The organism is Pseudoalteromonas sp. SIMBA_162 (genome assembly GCF_046535955.1).
Classification (GTDB): Bacteria; Pseudomonadota; Gammaproteobacteria; order Enterobacterales; family Alteromonadaceae; genus Pseudoalteromonas; species Pseudoalteromonas marina.
The window spans coordinates 62,417-79,577 of the sequence record NZ_JAWJBQ010000005.1 but is presented as its reverse complement, the minus strand read 5'-3'; the positions used below and the strand labels follow the sequence as shown (position 1 = coordinate 79,577).

Sequence of the window (17,161 nt, the reverse complement as noted above, 5' to 3'; positions counted from 1 at the left end):
GATTTAAAAATATGTTTAAACCACAAATTAAAGTGCCTGCGACCTACATGCGTGGCGGCACGAGTAAAGGTGTGTTTTTTAATTTAACCGATTTGCCAAAGCCTGCCCAAGTGGCAGGTGAGGCGCGCGATAATTTATTGCTTCGTGTTATTGGTAGCCCCGATCCTTATGGTAAACAAACCGACGGCATGGGCGGTGCAACATCAAGCACCAGCAAAACGGTTATTTTAAGTAAAAGTGAGCAAGCCGATCAAGATGTTGATTACTTGTTTGGGCAAGTAGCTATTGATAAAGCGTTTGTTGATTGGAGCGGTAACTGCGGTAATTTAACTTCAGCCGTGGGGGCTTTTGCTATTAGTAATGGTTTAGTTGATAAAAACCGTGTGCCCGATAATGGCATAGCTATTGTGCGTGTTTGGCAGGCTAATATTAAAAAAAGCATTTTAGTGCATGTACCTATGACTAATGGCGAAGTGCAAGAAACCGGTGACTTTGAGCTTGACGGCGTGACGTTCCCTGCAGCAGAAGTAAAGCTTGAGTTTGTAGACCCTGCTGATGGGGATGGGGCTTTATTTCCAACGGGTAATGTTGTTGACGATTTAGAGGTGCCAGATGTTGGTACGTTAAAGGCGACGATGATTAATGCGGGTATTCCAACTATTTTTATTAATGCTGAAGATATTTGTTATACCGGCACTGAGCTGCAAGACGACATTAATAACGATGACGCTGCGCTTAAAAAGCTTGAAACAATTCGTGCTTATGGCGCTGTTAAAATGGGCTTAATTACTAATATAAATGAAGCACAAGCACGCCAGCATACACCTAAAGTTGCGTTTGTTGCTAAGCCTGTGGCGTATAACGCATCAAGCGGTAAACACATTGATGCTGGCAGTATTAATTTATTAGTACGTGCTATGTCGATGGGTAAATTACATCATGCCATGATGGGAACAGCCGCCGTTGCAATTGGCACCGCAGCAGCAATTGACGGTACGTTAGTAAATATGGCTGCTGGTGGTGGCGCATTGAGTGAAGTGAATTTTGGTCACCCCTCGGGCACGTTAAAAGTAGGCGCTGAAGCTAAAAAGATTAATGGAGACTGGCAAGTTACTAAAGCGAGTATGAGCCGAAGCGCCAGAGTATTGATGGAAGGGGTTGTAAGAGTTCCCTTTTAATAATTTTTACTGCATTATTAACTTTGTGAAATTAAAAGACCCTTATAGTCAGTTAGGGTTAACGTAACGATATTAATAATGCAGTAACAATTAAGCAGGATTTTAAAATAAATAAAAAACAAGGGATTGGCTTTTCTAGTTCTAAAGGTTTGCTTTCAATTAAGAGCTCAGTTCTTTTGGGTTGCTTTATCTCCGTTCTGCATTTATTTTTAATGTTCTGTCGCAAATACTTGAAGAAAAAATTTAACAAACTAAATTTAATGTAATAATCAATCAATAAACACGATATATTATAAACCAACATGTTGGTTTTTTGTGGCTGTAACCTAGGTTATTGAATTTAATTAAGGCCTATAAAAATTAAAACATGGCGTTAAACTAAAATTACATCATTTTATATGTATAAATATGTAGCAACAACTCATAGCTTAATGGTACTTTTAAAGTTCTAGTAACAAAGGTTAGATTATTGTGCTTGTTTACATTTTTTGTAAACAGCGAATAAACTTTCCCAAGTTTAACCAAACTTTTTCAGATACTTATTTCATGGCTATCAAGGAGAAATAAATGGCGAAGCGTATGATCAAATTTACACCAATAGCGGCATCAGTTGCACTCACACTCGGCTTAACGGCGTGTGGTTCTGACAACGATGGCAATAACTATGTTGCACCACCACCACCTGTTGAGTCTTTTAGCTCAGAAGACACAGCTTTATTTAACGTAGAAGTTACAGGTAAAGCGGTTAAAGGTGCGATGATGAACGCGGTGGTTAGCGTTTCAACATTAGATGCAACTGGTGAAATGGTTGCAGTACCATTTCGTTTAGCAGCATCTGCGGAAGCTGAAACATTCTCTGCTGAAGAGTCAACTCAAGCAGCTGCAGATGCAGCAGTTGCTGCAAGTATTTTAGCAGCAAACCCAGACGCTGTTTTAACAAATGAGAGTGGCCGTTACAGCGTTTACTTAGAAGATGACTTTACAGGTCCTGTGTATATTACTGTTAAAACATCAGCTGAAGGCGACGATAGCTACCTACGTTGTGATGCATACTTAGGTTGTGGCACTTACGACGAAGCACCAGCTGCAGAAGACGATGTTAACGATGGCGATACAGCGATTGAGTTTGGCGAATGGTACAAAACAGACTTAGAGCTTTCTGTTGTTAAATTTATCCCAGCGGTAGAAGCTGATGCATCTGGCGCAAGTGGCGTTTTAGGCGACGCAAACGTAGCGCGTTCACTTAGAGCAAACGCGACTTTCTTAACAACGCTTGTTTCACAACTTTTAATTGATGCTGGCGAAGGTGTTGATGCTGCTGGTATTGCTAATTCTAGTGTTGATGTGCTTGTTCAAGTTTTAGGCCCAGATACAGCACTTTTACTAGCTTCTTTACTAGGTGATGTTTCTAACGGCGGTGCAGTCGATTTAACTGACGTTGACGGCGAAGAAATGCTAGACGATGGTATTTTATCGTTAACTCAAGTTGCTTCATCTATTCAGGGTCTTGCTGATATTAACGGCAACATGACAAAGCTTATTGCTGGTATTAAAGCAGGTAAAGTAACAGGTAGTGACGATGCAGACATAGCTGCACTAGCTACTGCACTTCAACAAGCTGCTACAAATACGGCTAATATTTTCTTTGCAATTGCTACTGGTGAAGAAAGCGATATTGAAGCTGCACTTGCTGCTGCATTTGCTTTAAACAACCCAGATGCAACTGACGCTGAAAAGGCGGCATTTGCTGCACAATCAACAGGTATTGCTAAAAAAGCAAAAGCTGCAAAAGACAAAGCTGTTAAAAATGGCGCAGCAAGTGATGCTGGTTTAGCTAAGGCTGCTGAAAAATCTAAAAAAGCGCTTGAGAAAATTGGTTGTACTGACGATTGTACAGTGGGCAACGGTTTTTACATGCAACTTGCAGCTAAAACAACTGCTGCGGTAACTGTTGCAGAAGCTGAGCTAGTGTCAATTCAGGCATCAGTTACTGCTGCGCAAGCTGATTTAGTTGCAGTACAAGCACTAGGTGGTGACACTGTAGTTGACGCAGACACAGCAGTAGCATTTGCAAATGCGGTTGAGTTACTTGTAAATGAAGCTGCAGTTGCTGATTTAGCCGGTGAATCGAATGCATTGTTTGTACAGTCTCAAGGTTTAGTGTCTGTAGCTACTTTACTTGTGGCTAATAGTTCTGATTACCAACAAATTTTAGACGATGCAGACGCGTTAGTTGTCGGTTCTTCTGCTGAAATTGATAAAGTATCTACTTTTAATACAGAACTTGAAGCACTTGAAGCTGCTGCAGCGCAAGCACTTATTGACTTTGATGCAGAAGTTGCAGCAGCAGCTGCCCTTGCTACAGAAACTAACGAACTAGCGCAAGCGGCTGAAACGGCTGCAATGACTGCTGAAACAGCATCAACAACTGCGCTTACTGATGCTGAAAATGCAATGGTAGACAACGCTGATAATGCAGCCGCTGCGTTAGTACTAGCTGATGCTGCTATTGTTGCGGCTTCTGACTTTGCTGCAAGTGTTGACGCATTAGAAGTTGCTATTGCACAAGCATTAGCTGCTGCAGAAGCTTACTTAGTTTTAGATGCTGACAGTGCCGATGCACAAGATTTAATTGATGCTGCAGAGGCAATGGCTGTTACAGCTGCTGCTAAAGCTGAACTTGCATCAGAGCAGTTTGCTACAGCGTATGCTCTACAATTAACGGCGCAAGAAGCGGTTGCTAAGTTTGAAGTACTTGTATCTGTTAAAGCAACATCAGAGTCACTAAGCACAATGACTGTACTTACAAGCACTGGTGGTGAAGCGGTTCTTGATGCAGCTGACGTATTAGGTGATGTAATTAACGAACTTGCTGATATGGGCAACTCTGGTGAAGGTACGTCTACTCGTCAACCTAACTGGACTTATGCTTACAGCTTAGACGACCTAACGCTTATGCTTAACAATGCAACCACAGGTGAAATGATCAGCGCTGCTGCATCTTACCAAGGTGAGCAGTTAGTTGTTGCTTGGGGCGCTACGTTAGTTGGTGGTGATGCTACGGTTGAGCTAATGACTGCAGACACGCAAACTAATGCTCTTGCAGATTGTGTTGATTTTGCAGCAGGTACTATTGACGAGACTCAAATTGATTCTTGTTTAATATTTACATTTGACGGCGAAGTAGATGCTGACACAGTAGATGATGCTGAAATCGTTAATACTGAAACTTGGAACCACGTTACAATTATGGACGGTGATTCTGGGTTTACTGGTATGTTAAATGTAACTGCTGATGACGCGACTGACATAGGTACTGTTACTCTTGAAGGTATGTCTGGCGACCTAGACTTTAAAGTTATGGGTACGGTTAACGCAAGCGGTGATGAAGATCAAAGCATGCTAGAAGTAATGGTTAAAGGTGACGCAGCAATGGGTTACACATTATCTCTTATGGGTGCTGAGTCTACAGGTTACACTGGCGACGTTGAAGCGATGTACAACGGCATGATGATGTCGTTTGGTACTGCTACTAAAGTTACTAATGGGCTTTCAATCTCTTACATTGATGGTGTAACAATGGATTACACTGATGTTGATTTAATTGACTCAAGCAAGTAATTTTTAAACTATTAAAGGGAAAAGCATTGTGCTTTTCCCTTTTTTTATTGAAAGCGATTAAATTATGAAAAAAAAAATTCTTTTGCTAGGATTTTCATCAGCTCTACTTTCTCCACTTGCATCCGCTAATAATCAGTTTCAAGTTTTTACTCATTTTGACGCAGAAATCTATACCGAAGCGCAACCAGTTCAAGCATTTGTTGATGACTTTGATGCGCCGCTAACCTCGGGTGACAGTGCATTTACTTACAATATTTTTGAAGTTGGTGTTGGGTACGGTAATTTTAAAGTTGGTTTACAAAGTCGCTTTGACTACGTACTAAACTTTGACCCTGATACGGCAAAATACACTCACATTGAAAAAAATGATTTGGCTTTTGAAGATAGATACTACACCTATTATTTAGACGCCAAACAAGCAACTTCTAATGGTATATTTGCGTCTTACGATTTTAAATTTTTAGATAAAAACGCATTAACCATTACACCAAAACTTTCTATTTTTGCTAGTACGCATTTTCAAGACGGGATTGTTGACGGACGTATTTACAGCGATGAAGTAGAAGGCGATATTTCTGTAGATTATAACTATTCAAAAGATATTTTATTTAAAAAATTTACGCCATCTGAAAACCCAGAAGGGCTAGGTTACAGCCTAGATATTTTTGCTGATTGGCAAGTAAATGACGAGTTACACGTAGGCTTTAGCGTTAAAGATTTGCTGTACAAAACAGATTATGAAGACAGTGGGTTTGTAAATGGGCAAACAACCGAGATCCCATTTAGCCAAAACGATGATGGCGATATAATTACGCAGCCAACTGTATCGTTAAAAACATCGTCGTTTGGAAATACGCAATCTCTTGATTTTGATATGAAAATGCGCATGCAAGCGTTTGCTGATTATAGAATAAATGATCGATTTTCGACTCAATTAACTCTTAAACGCTACGATCAAGATACATTTAGCCAGTTAAAAGGGCGAGTTCATTTTTGGGATCATTGGAAAGTACAAGCTGGCTATGAAACTAAAAGCAAAGCTTACTTAGTGGGTATTGAAAGCGAGTATTTTGGTCTTAATCTGCAAACCGATAGTTTAGATTTGGATAAAGCGTATTATGCAAATATAAATTGGTACATGAACATTAAGTTTTAAGGAATGAAGATGTTAAAACAAATTATACCTTTAGGGGTTGCAGTAGCATTAGCGGGTTGTGGTGGATCATCTTCTAGTTCTGATAACAACGAAAGCGTGGCTGTAACTCAAATTACAACTAATTCAACAGCCCGTTTTTATGTCGCCAACTGGCAGTCGCCGAAGGGTACACTCAATATTTTAAATAGCGAAGGTGTTATTCAAGAGTCGATTGAAGTAGATAACATTAATACGTTTAGCATAAGTGTAACGCCGCTTACATACAGCCGCTTTGAATTTATACCTGATGATACGTTGTTATCTTGTCCACGATTTACAGGGTGTGGCAGAACAGTACGAGATGACCCTAATGATTTAAACGGCAACCGTTTAGTTGATTTTCAAGAACCAACGTCTGTTACATTAAATTATAAAGCAGATGCATTTATTGCCCCTGGCGTTAACGCGGTGTATTTTTCTCCTTTAAGTACAGCGATTACTGATGCAGGCTTAAGTGCAGTGCAAGCAAGTTTATCTGCCACGCCGTTTTATCATTTAACGCACAGTAACCTTACAGCCAGTGTTGAAGCTGAAATGGTCACAAATGCCTTTACTTATGCTGCTATTATTGCGGGTGTAGCCGACAGTACCTTTAACGTTGATACTGCATTTAATGCCTTTTCTAGTAATGATAGCGAACAACAAGCATGGCAAGATTACAGCCAATTAGCTGCTCAATATATTCCTGATAACCTGTTTAGTGAACAGGGTAATGGCTTACTTCCTAATGTAGCTGGCCAAGTAAACCAAACCATTGCGAGTGTTACTACCTATCAGCAGTGGGAGCCACGTGTGAGTGAAGCACAGAGCATAGATTCAAGAGAGCTGCTTGTTGATGTTAGAAATATTATTGGTGTTGCAAGGCTTCAAGAAAAAAGCTACTCAAATGAACTCGACGCTAAATTTGCTGAACTAGAGGGTGCGTTTGACGAAGATACTCAAGCAACGCTTACTGCACTGACTAATGCGCTTAACGAGGTTATAACTAATTATTCACCATTGGCTGATGATTCAGTGCCTGCTGGGCAATATTCGCTGAGAGATTTAGACATTGATTACAGTAAATCGCCTTATACTTGGGCTATAACGGGTACCTACGATAACTTACCGATTAGCATAGACTTATCTATTCCTACTTTTAGAGTAAGTGGCGTGCTAGGTAATAAAATTGAGGGTGTAATGAGTGCTACGGTAACCAATGGCTCAACTTTACTGAGTGTTGATGTTAGCGAGTTGCTGATTCAGTTTGATGGTATTGACGTTGTAAACGAAACAAACCCTGATGCTGATACAGGTATTGCACAACTCACTACTAATGTTGTTATTAATAAAGCTAATGGTGAATTAGCAGGCGATTTATCGTTAAACCTAAACCGTTTTGTGGACTCATTTGGCGAGGTATCCACTACGTTATCGTCTTTCGATTTTCAAGGTGACTTTGAAAGCGATGTTCAAAGTACTGCGTTTCATATAACTGCAATTGAATCGTCACCTTTTATTGGTGAGGAAAATGATGATTTAGCCTTTACCTTTGAATTAGATTTTCCACTAAGTGCCGCTAACGATTTTAAATTTGCTTATGTGGGTGCTGTAGATAATTTAACAGAGCTAACATCAACGGATATATATGTGAGTGCTCAAGGACAGGCGTTGGATCTTCGTATTCGCGATGTTAATGGTAATATTAGCCTAGTTGCAAAAGGTGAAAACGGTCGCTGGTTAGATGTAAAACAAGCGGGTCGTAATTACAGTGGCGGCTTATACTTTGGTGATACAAAAATTGCTGAGGTTACAGCCGTTCGTGGGATCCCAGGTGTTTTATTTCCAAATGGTGATTTTGAATCGGTGTTTTAAACCACTGTTAATTTTATAAACTAATATTAAAAAGCCCGACAAGGTGAACACCTAGTTGGGCTTTTTGTATTTTGTAACTGCCGTTATAAGAGTTCTATTTCAACAGTTTCGCCTTGTGCAATGTTTCCACTTTGCGCAGGGACTACAATTAAACAGTTCGCTTTACTAAGAGACGACAGAACGCCTGAGCCTTGTTTTTCAACAGGTGTGACAACAAGGTTATTGTTTTCGTCGTTACTGGCAATACCACGTTGAAAGTCTGTTCGGCCTGGGCGCTTTTTAATTTGTTGAGTTGTAACTGCTTTTAAACGAAGGGTGGGTTTAGACTCATTGCCAGATAGTTTAGTCAATGCTGGTTTTACAAGTCGCTCAAGCGTAACGGCTGCAGAAACTGGATTGCCAGGTAAACCAAAAAAGTAGCTGTTAGGCAATTTACCAAAAGCAAATGGTTTGCCTGGTTTCATGGCTATTTTCCAAAAGTGTATATCGCCAATGTCGTTTAGTACTTCTTTTGTGAAGTCGGCTTCACCAACCGATACACCACCAGAGCTAATAACGGCATCGGCTTGCTCGTCCGCTTTTAAAAAGGTTTTTTGAATAAGTGTTTTGTCATCGGGAATAATACCAAAATCAATCACCTCTATATTTGGATTATTAAGCTCGCTAATAATCACAGCGCGATTACTTTCATAAATAGCGCCTGCAGGAAGTGCATTACCCGGCTCTATTAGTTCGTCTCCAGTTGAGAACACGGCTACTTTGAGTGTTTGGTAAACGTTTACTTCGTTAATACCAATAGAGGCTAATAATCCAACGTCTACGCCTTTAAGCTTTCTGCCTGCTTTTAATACCACACTGTTTTTTGCAATATCTTCACCTGCAAAACGGACATTGTTATTGTGCTCAATAGTGCCTGTAAACGTAATTTCATCATTATTTACTGTGGCGTTTTCTTGCATAACAACGGCGTTAGCACCTGGTGGAAGTGCTGCACCGGTCATAATTCTTACGCATTGACCGGGCGTTAGCGTTTTGTCGAAGGTTTGACCCGCAAATACACTGCCTATTTGCGTGTAGGTGGTTAGACCGTCGCTAATACACAATGCATAGCCGTCCATCGCAGAGTTGTCATGTGCGGGCACATTAATTGTTGATTGAACATCAGTAGCCAAAATTCGGCCAACACTACTCATTACAGGTATTGTTTCGGCATGCTTATTAAAGCTAATTGCATCTAACATATTACTGATTGCGGTTTCTATTGGTAATAAACCGGGTGCATTGCAAACATCGTTCATATATATTGCTTACTTAAATCATTTTTTAAAACAATACTTACAATGTCAAAGCTTTACAATACATGGCTGGGTTATTTTTTGTTTGGTATTTGCGTGTTTTCAAGCTCGTTAAACGCAAAAGAAACAATACATGTTGCGGTGGCAAGTAATTTTAAAACCGTGTTACAAACTTTACTGCAAGACTCCCCAATACCGGGTATACAAGTAAAAATATCAGCGGCTTCTAGCGGTGTTTTATATTCTCAAATTGTACATGGAGCGCCATTTGATGTGTTTTTATCAGCTGACGATGTACGCCCGCAAGCTTTAATAAAAGAAGGATTTGCTAGTCAAAGTAGCTTAATTACCTATGCACTTGGTGAACTTGCTGTGTGGCAGCCCAATGCTAATAGAGTAAATAATAAAGTGGCAATCGCTAATCCGCGTTTTTCACCTTATGGGCAGGCGTCTGAGTTTTACGCGAATGCCAATTTTAAAAAGCCAATAAATTATGTGTATGGTAATAATATTACGCAAGCCTTTCAGTTTGTTCAAAGTGGGAATGCATCCGTAGGGGTCGTGGCTGTCTCTACATTAAAAATGGCGTTTAATAATAGCCAGGACCCACAGTATTTGTCGTACAGGTTAATACCACCTAGCGAGTATCCCGAAATTATTCAACAGGGGGTTATTATTAAATCGAGTAAAAAACTGGCAACCGCTCAAAAGCTTATGGACTTTTTAATGACCAGCGGCACTCAACTTAAGCTTGTTGAATTAGGATATAGAACAAAGGATAGCAATGCTTCAAAGTGATTTAACAGCACTGTGGCTGACGGTAAAGTTAGCTTTTATAACGGCTGTGCTGCTGCTATTTTTTTGTATTCCTGTTGCATACAAACTAGCGGGGTACAAAGGTAAATTTAAACCGTTTTTAGAAGCGCTTATTGCAATGCCGTTAGTATTGCCGCCGACCTTGCTAGGTTTTTATCTACTGGTTTTATTTTCGCCCACCCATGCTTTTGGGCAATTTTGGTTTTGGCTAACAGGCACCCAGCTTGCGTTTAGTTTTCAGGGTGTTGTTATTGGTTCGCTTTTTTATTCTTTGCCGTTTGTAATGCAACCCTTAGTGGCAGGGTTTAAGCAGATTAACCACACCTATAACGAGGCTGCAATTGCCTTGGGTTTGAGCCACTTTAAGCGTTTTTTTTACTTAATATTGCCGTTGTTAAAACCTAGTATTGGTAGTGCATTTGCACTGGGGTTTGCGCATACACTCGGGGAATTTGGCTTAGTGCTGATGATTGGTGGCAATATACAAGGAGAAACACAGGTTGTTTCTATTGCTTTGTACGACCATGTAGAGTCGTTAAACTATGCAGCGGCGCATCAGCTTTCACTTATTTTACTGGCTATTTCATTTGCGTGTTTAGTGTTGTTATTTAAATTTAATAAAAGCATAGTGGGGGTTAAGCAATAATATGATTAAGTTAGCCCTTTATAAATCGCTAAATAGCTTTGATTTAGACATAAACCTTCATCTTGAATCTTTTACTATTGCGGGAATTTTTGGCCCGTCCGGCTCGGGTAAGTCCACCTTGCTACGTTGTATTAGTGGCCTTGAAGGTGAGCAGAGTGTTTATATAAATGATAAATCGGTACATCATTTACCAACTGAGCAACGCGGTGTTACGTTGCAAGTTCAATCTTGCCCATTATTTCCGCATTTGGATGTAGCAGGTAATTTAGCGTTTACACAAAAGCATTGTTTTAATAGGCAAACTGACTTAACTGAACAAAAAGTTATTGATGCACTTGAGTTACACCCCTTACTTAAACGCAACGTTCAAAGCTTGTCTGGCGGGGAGCGCCAACGGGTGGTGTTTGCACGTACGTTGTTGGCAGGTCAAAAATTAATTATTTTAGATGAGCCATTTAGCGCTCTTGATTGGCCGCTGCGCTTTAAAACACTCTCAACATTAAGTGAATTGGCGGCAACGTTTACTATTAAATTTATTATAGTGAGCCACTCGTTAAAAGAACTATTGTTTTGTTGCGATACCCTGGTGCAGCTCAATAACGGTAAAGTAATTAACCATGGCCCGAGTGCGCAGGTGGCTAAAGCTATTTACGCTAATAATAAACAAGCACCGCTGAGCTTAATTAACTTTAAAATCATTACATTTGATGAAAAATACGGTGTGTATTTGCTTAAACTCCACAAAAGCGAGCAGCAGCTATTTGCATTACCCAGCGCTGTAGAGCAAGGAAATAAACTTATATTAGAGTGTGAGCAAATATCGGTAAGTGCAGAAATGCCATTAAACACAAATAACAGCAATGTTTTAATATGTACGCTGCACAGTGCAGAACTTATAGATAAAACATGGCAACTTACGCTAGATGTAGACGGACAAAGCTTGTATTGCTTACTTTCACCAAGAGTATGGGATCAAAATAACTACAAAGTAGGCGATACACTTTATGCGACTATTCATAATCTAGAGTAGTTTGAAGTGGGTTTTAGCTGCACGTAGCACAATGACTGTTTTTTGTGATTTTAAAGCGATTAAACTCCATGCTTAATCCATCAATCAGCAGTAAATGTTCGCTTAACCCGCTTGGTAATCCAGCAAGCATTTTTAAGGCTTCAGTGGCTTGAATACTGCCAATTAATCCTACAATGGGCGATAGCACGCCTGATTCTGAGCAGCTTTGTGTTTGATCAGACATAAACTGCGATAGACACTCATAACAGTGGCTATTTTCTTGCATTGTAAAACAGGCAACTTGGCCTTCCATTCTAATTGCAGCGCCCGATACTAGTGGGGTTTTTGTTTTATAACAGGCTGTGTTTAATACATTACGTGTAGTTAAGTTATCAGAGCAATCAATGACTATATCAATATTTTTTAATAGCTCGTCAAGCTTTGACTTTTCATCTAAAAATGCATCGATTGTATGTATATCTATTTCATCATTTAAGCTAGTTAACTGCGCTTTGGCGGCGTGAGTTTTTAAGCACCCTACATCCGTTTGTTTATAAAGCACCTGCCTTTGCAAGTTAGTAGCATCAACCACGTCGTTATCTACAAGCGTTAATGTTCCCACACCTGAGGCAACTAAGTACTGAGCAACGGGGCAGCCCAAACCACCTAAACCGACTATAAGCGCATGAGATTGCCATATTTTTTCTTGCCCCTCTATATCTAATTTAGGAAGCATTATGTGGCGCGAGTAGCGTAGTTGTTGTTGGTAAGTCAGGGCTGGTTTAGTCATTAGCGGCTTCTCATTATTTTTATACACAATAGCAATTTTTAGAATATGTGGGCAAGAACAGGGTTAAAAGTAATTGCACTGTTAGTGCTCACATTGATTACCTTAACAGTGCAAATGAAAATTATAACGAATTAGAAAAAACATAAATCAATGATTTTTAATGAAATAAATTATTGGCTCACTAATTGCTCAGCATGGTTAACGTGAAATTAACAAATGTAGCGGTGTAATTAATAACAAAGTAGTAACTGCTATAAATAACTACAAACGTAACTAAGGAAAAATAACATGCAACCGAGTACTGGGTTTAATCTCATATCGTTTAGCGGAAAAATGAAAATACTGCATTTAAGCTGGATGGTGTTTTTTATCTCATTTTTTGTCTGGTTTAACCATGCGCCATTATTAGGCGCTATAGCGGGTTCGCTAGGTATTACTATGGCACAAGTAAAAACGCTGCTTATTTTAAATGTGGCACTAACCATTCCTGCTCGCGTGGTTGTGGGCATGTTAACTGATAAATTTGGGCCTCGCATCGTTTATGCATCATTACTGATTTTATGTAGCATCCCATGTTTTATGTTTGCGATGGCCACCACGTTTGAGCAAGCCGCTATCGCGCGTTTTGCACTTGGCTTTATTGGTGCGGGTTTTGTTGTGGGCATTCGTATGGTGAGCGAGTGGTTCCCGGCAAACGAGTTGGGTACAGCAGAAGGTATTTACGGTGGCTGGGGTAACTTTGGTTCGGCAGCTGCTGCAATGCTATTACCTGTATTAGCGCTTATGTTTGGTGGTGACGATGGCTGGCGTTATGCGATAGGCCTAACCGGTGTATTAAGTGTCATTTTTGGTGTTATTTGGTACATCAGCGTAACTGACACGCCAAAAGGTGGCACTTACTTTAAACCAAAAAAAGTAGGAGCAATGGAAGTAACCAGCAAAGGCGACTTTGTACTACTTCTTATAATGAAGCTACCTATGTACGGTGCTTTAGCACTACTTACTTGGAAGCTTTCTCCTACTGGTGCAAATTTACTTTCTGAAAATTTTGTTATTGGTACATATGTATTTTTGGTGCTGCTTTATCTTTACGAAGTTTATAAAACGTACGACATAAATGGCCATATTTTTAAGCAACCTGTGCCTGAATCACATCGTTACGAATTTAAACAAGTTGCAGTTTTAAATATTCTTTATTTTACAACGTTTGGCTCAGAGCTTGCCGTTGTATCTATGTTGCCATTATTTTTTAGTGAGGTGTTTGGCCTTGATATGGTATACGCAGGTTTGCTTGCATCAGCGTATGCGTTTATGAATTTAGCTTCTCGCCCCGGTGGTGGTTGGATCTCAGATAGAATGGGTCGTCGTAAAACACTTATTGTACTTACCACAGGCTTAGCTGTAGGTTATTTTGTTATGGGCTTAGTTGACGCTAGTTGGCCGCTTTGGCTTGCAGTTGCTGCTGCCATGGCGTGTTCGTTTTTTGTGCAAGCGGGGGAAGGCGCTGTATTTGCCGCTGTGCCACTTATTAAACGCCGTTTAACGGGTCAAATTGCGGGTATGACGGGCGCCTACGGCAATGTAGGAGCTGTTGTGTATTTAACGGCGCTCTCATTAGTTGATTACCAAACATTCTTTATGATTATTGCGGCAAGCGCATTATTAGGCTTAGGTGCATTATTTTTCATGAAAGAACCCGATGGCCACATCACAGAAGTAAACGAAGATGGCACCGTTGAACTTATTTCTGTGACTTAAGGCATACATATGTTTGATGAAACCCAAAAAGCCAGCGCACTTACAAACGAACTTAACGTTGAGTTTGGTGGACACAGTAGCAAAGGTATAAAAACCGAAAACCAAGATGCGTTTGCTGCTCTTAATACTCAAGCGCAAGAAAAAGAGTCAAAAGGGGTTATTGCCTGCTTGGCCGATGGGTGTTCATCAGCAAAAAATGCTAAACAAGCGTCACAGTTATCGGTAACGCACTTTATAAATGAGTATTTAAATACACCGCCAAGTTGGGCCGTTAAAAAGTCGGTATCTAAGGTATTGGCCAGTTTAAATCAGTGGCTGTATTCGCAATCGGTTAACTATAATCACCTCGGCCAACGCCAAGCAGATTGGATGACCACGTTTACAGCGCTTATTTTAAAATCGGCCACGGGTTATATTTTTCATTTAGGTGATACCCGAATTACGCGTTTACGTGGAAAAAGTATGGAGGCGATAACACGCGACCATAAAGTAAACGATACCCTAACGCGAGCTTTAGGCGCGCAGCTTCATCAAGAAATTGATGTATACGAAGTTGATTTAAAAGCTGATGATATTTATATACTTACCTGCGATGGTGTACACGATGTGTTGCCAAACAGTGATATACAAAAGCTAATTGATGAGCATACTAATTTAGAGCACGCAGCAAAAGCAGTGACAGAGCTTGCCATAGCAAGAGGCAGTGACGACAACGTAAGCTGCTTATTTGTAAAAGTGAATAGTATTGCAAAACAAAATTTAGACGAGTTATATCACTCTTTAACAAGGCGGAAGATTCCGCCACCGTTAAAAGTTGGCCAAAAAATTGATGACTTTACTGTTATCCGTGAATTACACGCTAGTAGCCGCTCGCACATTTATTTAGTGCAACAAACACCCGATACGCCGCCGGTTGTATTAAAAGCGCCTTCGGTAAATTTTGAAGACGATGTGCACTACCTTCAAGGCTTTATAAGAGAAGGTTGGGTAGGGCAACGTATTAATCATCCCAATGTAATGAAGGTTTTAAATACGCAATCTCAAAGCCTGTTTTTATATCATATTTGCGAATACATGGACGGGCAAACACTGAGTGATTGGAAGCATGATGTGCCGCATCCAGAAATTACCCAAGTGCGCAGTATTATTGAACAAATAGTACAAGCACTTAGAGCGTTTCAGCGTTTGGATATGGTGCATCGCGATTTAAAACTCGATAACGTGATGATAGACGCTCACGGTAAAGTAACATTAATCGATTACGGCACGGTAAGTGTTGCGGCTATGGATGAGTCGGTAAAGCAAATTGCTGATGATTGCCCGCAAGGTACGGTAGATTACACCGCACCAGAGACGCTTATCACTATGCACGCCGATTTTAAGAGTGATTTATTTTCGCTAGGCGTTGTTGCGTACGAATTATTATGTTCAAAATTGCCGTATCAGCCACTCGCGCATAATCATGTACCAAAAGATTATAGTCACTGGCAATACACTAGTATTCGTAAACACAGAGCAGATATCCCGTTTTGGTTAGATCAGGCTTTAATGAAAGCATTGGCTCCCAAACCCGAATTTAGATACCACGCATTTTCTGAATTTATAAGCGATATCAATAAACCTAATCCACATTTAAAAAGTACCGCCCCGAAAGACTCAATAATGAAACGCGATCCGGTTTTAGTCTGGAAAAGTATTTCGTTGTGTTTATTTATAGCCTTGGTGTGTGTACTCATAATTAAAAACTAAGAGATAAACATGTTAAATCATAAAAAAAACTTACCTATTATTTTTATACTGGGTAGCTTAACTGCGCCTTCAATTAGTGTTGCAGCGCAGACCGATCTTAACTTTAGACTGCGCTTTGAAAGCGCAGAGCAAGATAACGCGTTAAAAGATGCAAGTAGCTTAACGCTGCGCACACGCCTTACCCATAAAACAGATGAAGTGAATGGTTTTTCTGCACTTATTGAAGTTGAAGACAGCCGAAGCCTGTTAGGTGTAGACGATTACAACAATACACTGGGTAAAAATACTAATTACTCAGTAATAGCCGACCCAGAAATTACAGAAGTAGATCAAGGTTTTATAAAATACGCGAAAGATTCGTTATCAATTAAAGTGGGTAGGCAAATAATAGCGCTTGATGGACAGCGGTTTGTGGGCCACGTTGGCTTTAGACAAGACAGGCAAACTTTTGATGCGGCAACAGTCAATTACACGTTTAATGATATTAATTTACACTATAGCTACATAAGCAAGCGCAACCGTATATTTGCCGAAAGCAAAGATATTGATTCATCCGATCACCTTATCAATGCAAGTTTTAAAACAAGCTTGGGTAAAGTGGTTTTATACAGTTATTTATTGAGTAACGACGCAGTAGATGATGACAGCTTAGATACTTATGGCGTTTCTTTTAGTGGGAATAAAACACTCAGCAATACTAAGGTTTACTATAAAGCAGAGTACGCCACGCAATCTGCATCAACGAGCATGAGTGATTTTGATGCTGATTATTATGCATTTGAAGGCGGCGTTGATTTAGCCGGTTTAGGTATTAAAAACGTGACACTAAAAGCCGGTATTGAGTCACTGGGCTCTGATGATGGTGATTATGGTTTTGCCACGCCGCTTGCCACTATGCATAAATTTAATGGCTGGGCTGATACGTTTTTAGCAACGCCTGCACAAGGGCTTGATGACACTTATGTAAGCTTAAATGGTAAAGCCTTTGACGGTAAATGGTTAGTGGCTTATCACAGCTTTGATGCCAACGATAGCGCCAATAGCGTTGATGATTTAGGCTCAGAGCTAAACGTGCAATACGTTAAGCCTATTAATAAAACCTATGCCGTTGGCGCTAAATATGCCGATTATTCAGCAGGCGATAGCGCTGCAGGCAAAGTTGATACCCAAAAACTATGGGTGTGGGTGAGCGCTAAATTTTAAGTATTTAACCAGAACTCTGGTTATTTAATTTAAAGCGTTACAAGTTG

Annotated in this window: 12 protein-coding genes; 10 read left to right on the top strand and 2 right to left on the bottom strand. The window is 40.1% G+C overall.

Going from position 1 to position 17,161, the window contains the following annotated elements; translation table 11 throughout:
* Positions 1–11 precede the first annotated feature (11 nt).
* From prpF to R0J88_RS05215, 4 genes are all read left to right on the top strand, one after another.
* Positions 12–1,178, top strand: a complete 1,167-nt coding sequence (gene prpF / locus R0J88_RS05230) for a 2-methylaconitate cis-trans isomerase PrpF (protein WP_410899316.1) — start codon at positions 12–14, stop codon at positions 1,176–1,178.
* 567 nt (positions 1,179–1,745) lie between these two features.
* Positions 1,746–4,799: a hypothetical protein gene (locus tag R0J88_RS05225; protein WP_410899315.1), complete on the top strand. Its 3,054-nt coding sequence runs from the start codon at positions 1,746–1,748 to the stop codon at positions 4,797–4,799.
* 64 nt (positions 4,800–4,863) lie between these two features.
* On the top strand, positions 4,864–5,955 hold the full coding sequence (locus R0J88_RS05220) for a hypothetical protein (protein WP_410899314.1): 1,092 nt from the start codon (positions 4,864–4,866) through the stop codon (positions 5,953–5,955).
* A gap of 9 nt (positions 5,956–5,964) precedes the next feature.
* Entirely contained in the window at positions 5,965–7,848 is a 1,884-nt protein-coding gene (locus tag R0J88_RS05215; protein ID WP_410899313.1) for a hypothetical protein, read from the top strand.
* 83 nt (positions 7,849–7,931) lie between these two features.
* Here the strand turns inward: R0J88_RS05215 and glp are convergent, their stop codons facing one another.
* Positions 7,932–9,146, bottom strand: coding sequence for a gephyrin-like molybdotransferase Glp (gene glp / locus R0J88_RS05210; protein ID WP_410899312.1), 1,215 nt, complete (start codon positions 9,144–9,146; stop codon positions 7,932–7,934).
* 42 nt (positions 9,147–9,188) lie between these two features.
* On the opposite strand from glp, the gene modA reads away from it, so the two are divergent.
* Genes modA through R0J88_RS05195 form a run of 3 tightly spaced genes read left to right on the top strand, consistent with a single transcriptional unit; the run spans position 9,189 to position 11,635 of the window.
* The gene (gene modA / locus R0J88_RS05205) at positions 9,189–9,941 is read left to right on the top strand and encodes a molybdate ABC transporter substrate-binding protein (protein WP_410899311.1); all 753 of its coding nucleotides are present in this window, start codon (positions 9,189–9,191) and stop codon (positions 9,939–9,941) included.
* Complete coding sequence (gene modB / locus R0J88_RS05200; protein WP_410899310.1) at positions 9,928–10,605, top strand: molybdate ABC transporter permease subunit; 678 nt, start codon at positions 9,928–9,930, stop codon at positions 10,603–10,605. Before modA ends, modB begins: the two co-directional genes overlap by 14 nt.
* A gap of 1 nt (position 10,606) precedes the next feature.
* Positions 10,607–11,635 (top strand): ATP-binding cassette domain-containing protein, encoded by a 1,029-nt coding sequence (locus R0J88_RS05195; protein ID WP_410899309.1) that lies wholly within the window; start codon positions 10,607–10,609, stop codon positions 11,633–11,635.
* Positions 11,636–11,648: 13 nt separating this feature from the next.
* On the opposite strand, the gene R0J88_RS05190 is transcribed toward R0J88_RS05195, so the two are convergent.
* Positions 11,649–12,404 carry a HesA/MoeB/ThiF family protein gene (locus tag R0J88_RS05190; protein ID WP_410899308.1) on the bottom strand — a complete coding sequence of 252 codons (756 nt, stop codon included), beginning with the start codon at positions 12,402–12,404 and terminating at the stop codon, positions 11,649–11,651.
* A gap of 288 nt (positions 12,405–12,692) precedes the next feature.
* Between R0J88_RS05190 and R0J88_RS05185 the strand changes: the two genes are divergently transcribed.
* Genes R0J88_RS05185 through R0J88_RS05175 form a run of 3 tightly spaced genes read left to right on the top strand, consistent with a single transcriptional unit; the run spans position 12,693 to position 17,114 of the window.
* A complete protein-coding gene (locus R0J88_RS05185; protein WP_010556319.1) occupies positions 12,693–14,162 on the top strand; it encodes a NarK family nitrate/nitrite MFS transporter in 1,470 nt (489 codons plus the stop codon).
* A 9-nt stretch (positions 14,163–14,171) separates the two neighbouring features.
* Positions 14,172–15,911 carry a protein kinase domain-containing protein gene (locus R0J88_RS05180; protein ID WP_410899307.1) on the top strand — a complete coding sequence of 580 codons (1,740 nt, stop codon included), beginning with the start codon at positions 14,172–14,174 and terminating at the stop codon, positions 15,909–15,911.
* 9 nt (positions 15,912–15,920) lie between these two features.
* Complete coding sequence (locus R0J88_RS05175; RefSeq protein ID WP_410899306.1) at positions 15,921–17,114, top strand: alginate export family protein; 1,194 nt, start codon at positions 15,921–15,923, stop codon at positions 17,112–17,114.
* Positions 17,115–17,161: the final 47 nt, after the last annotated feature.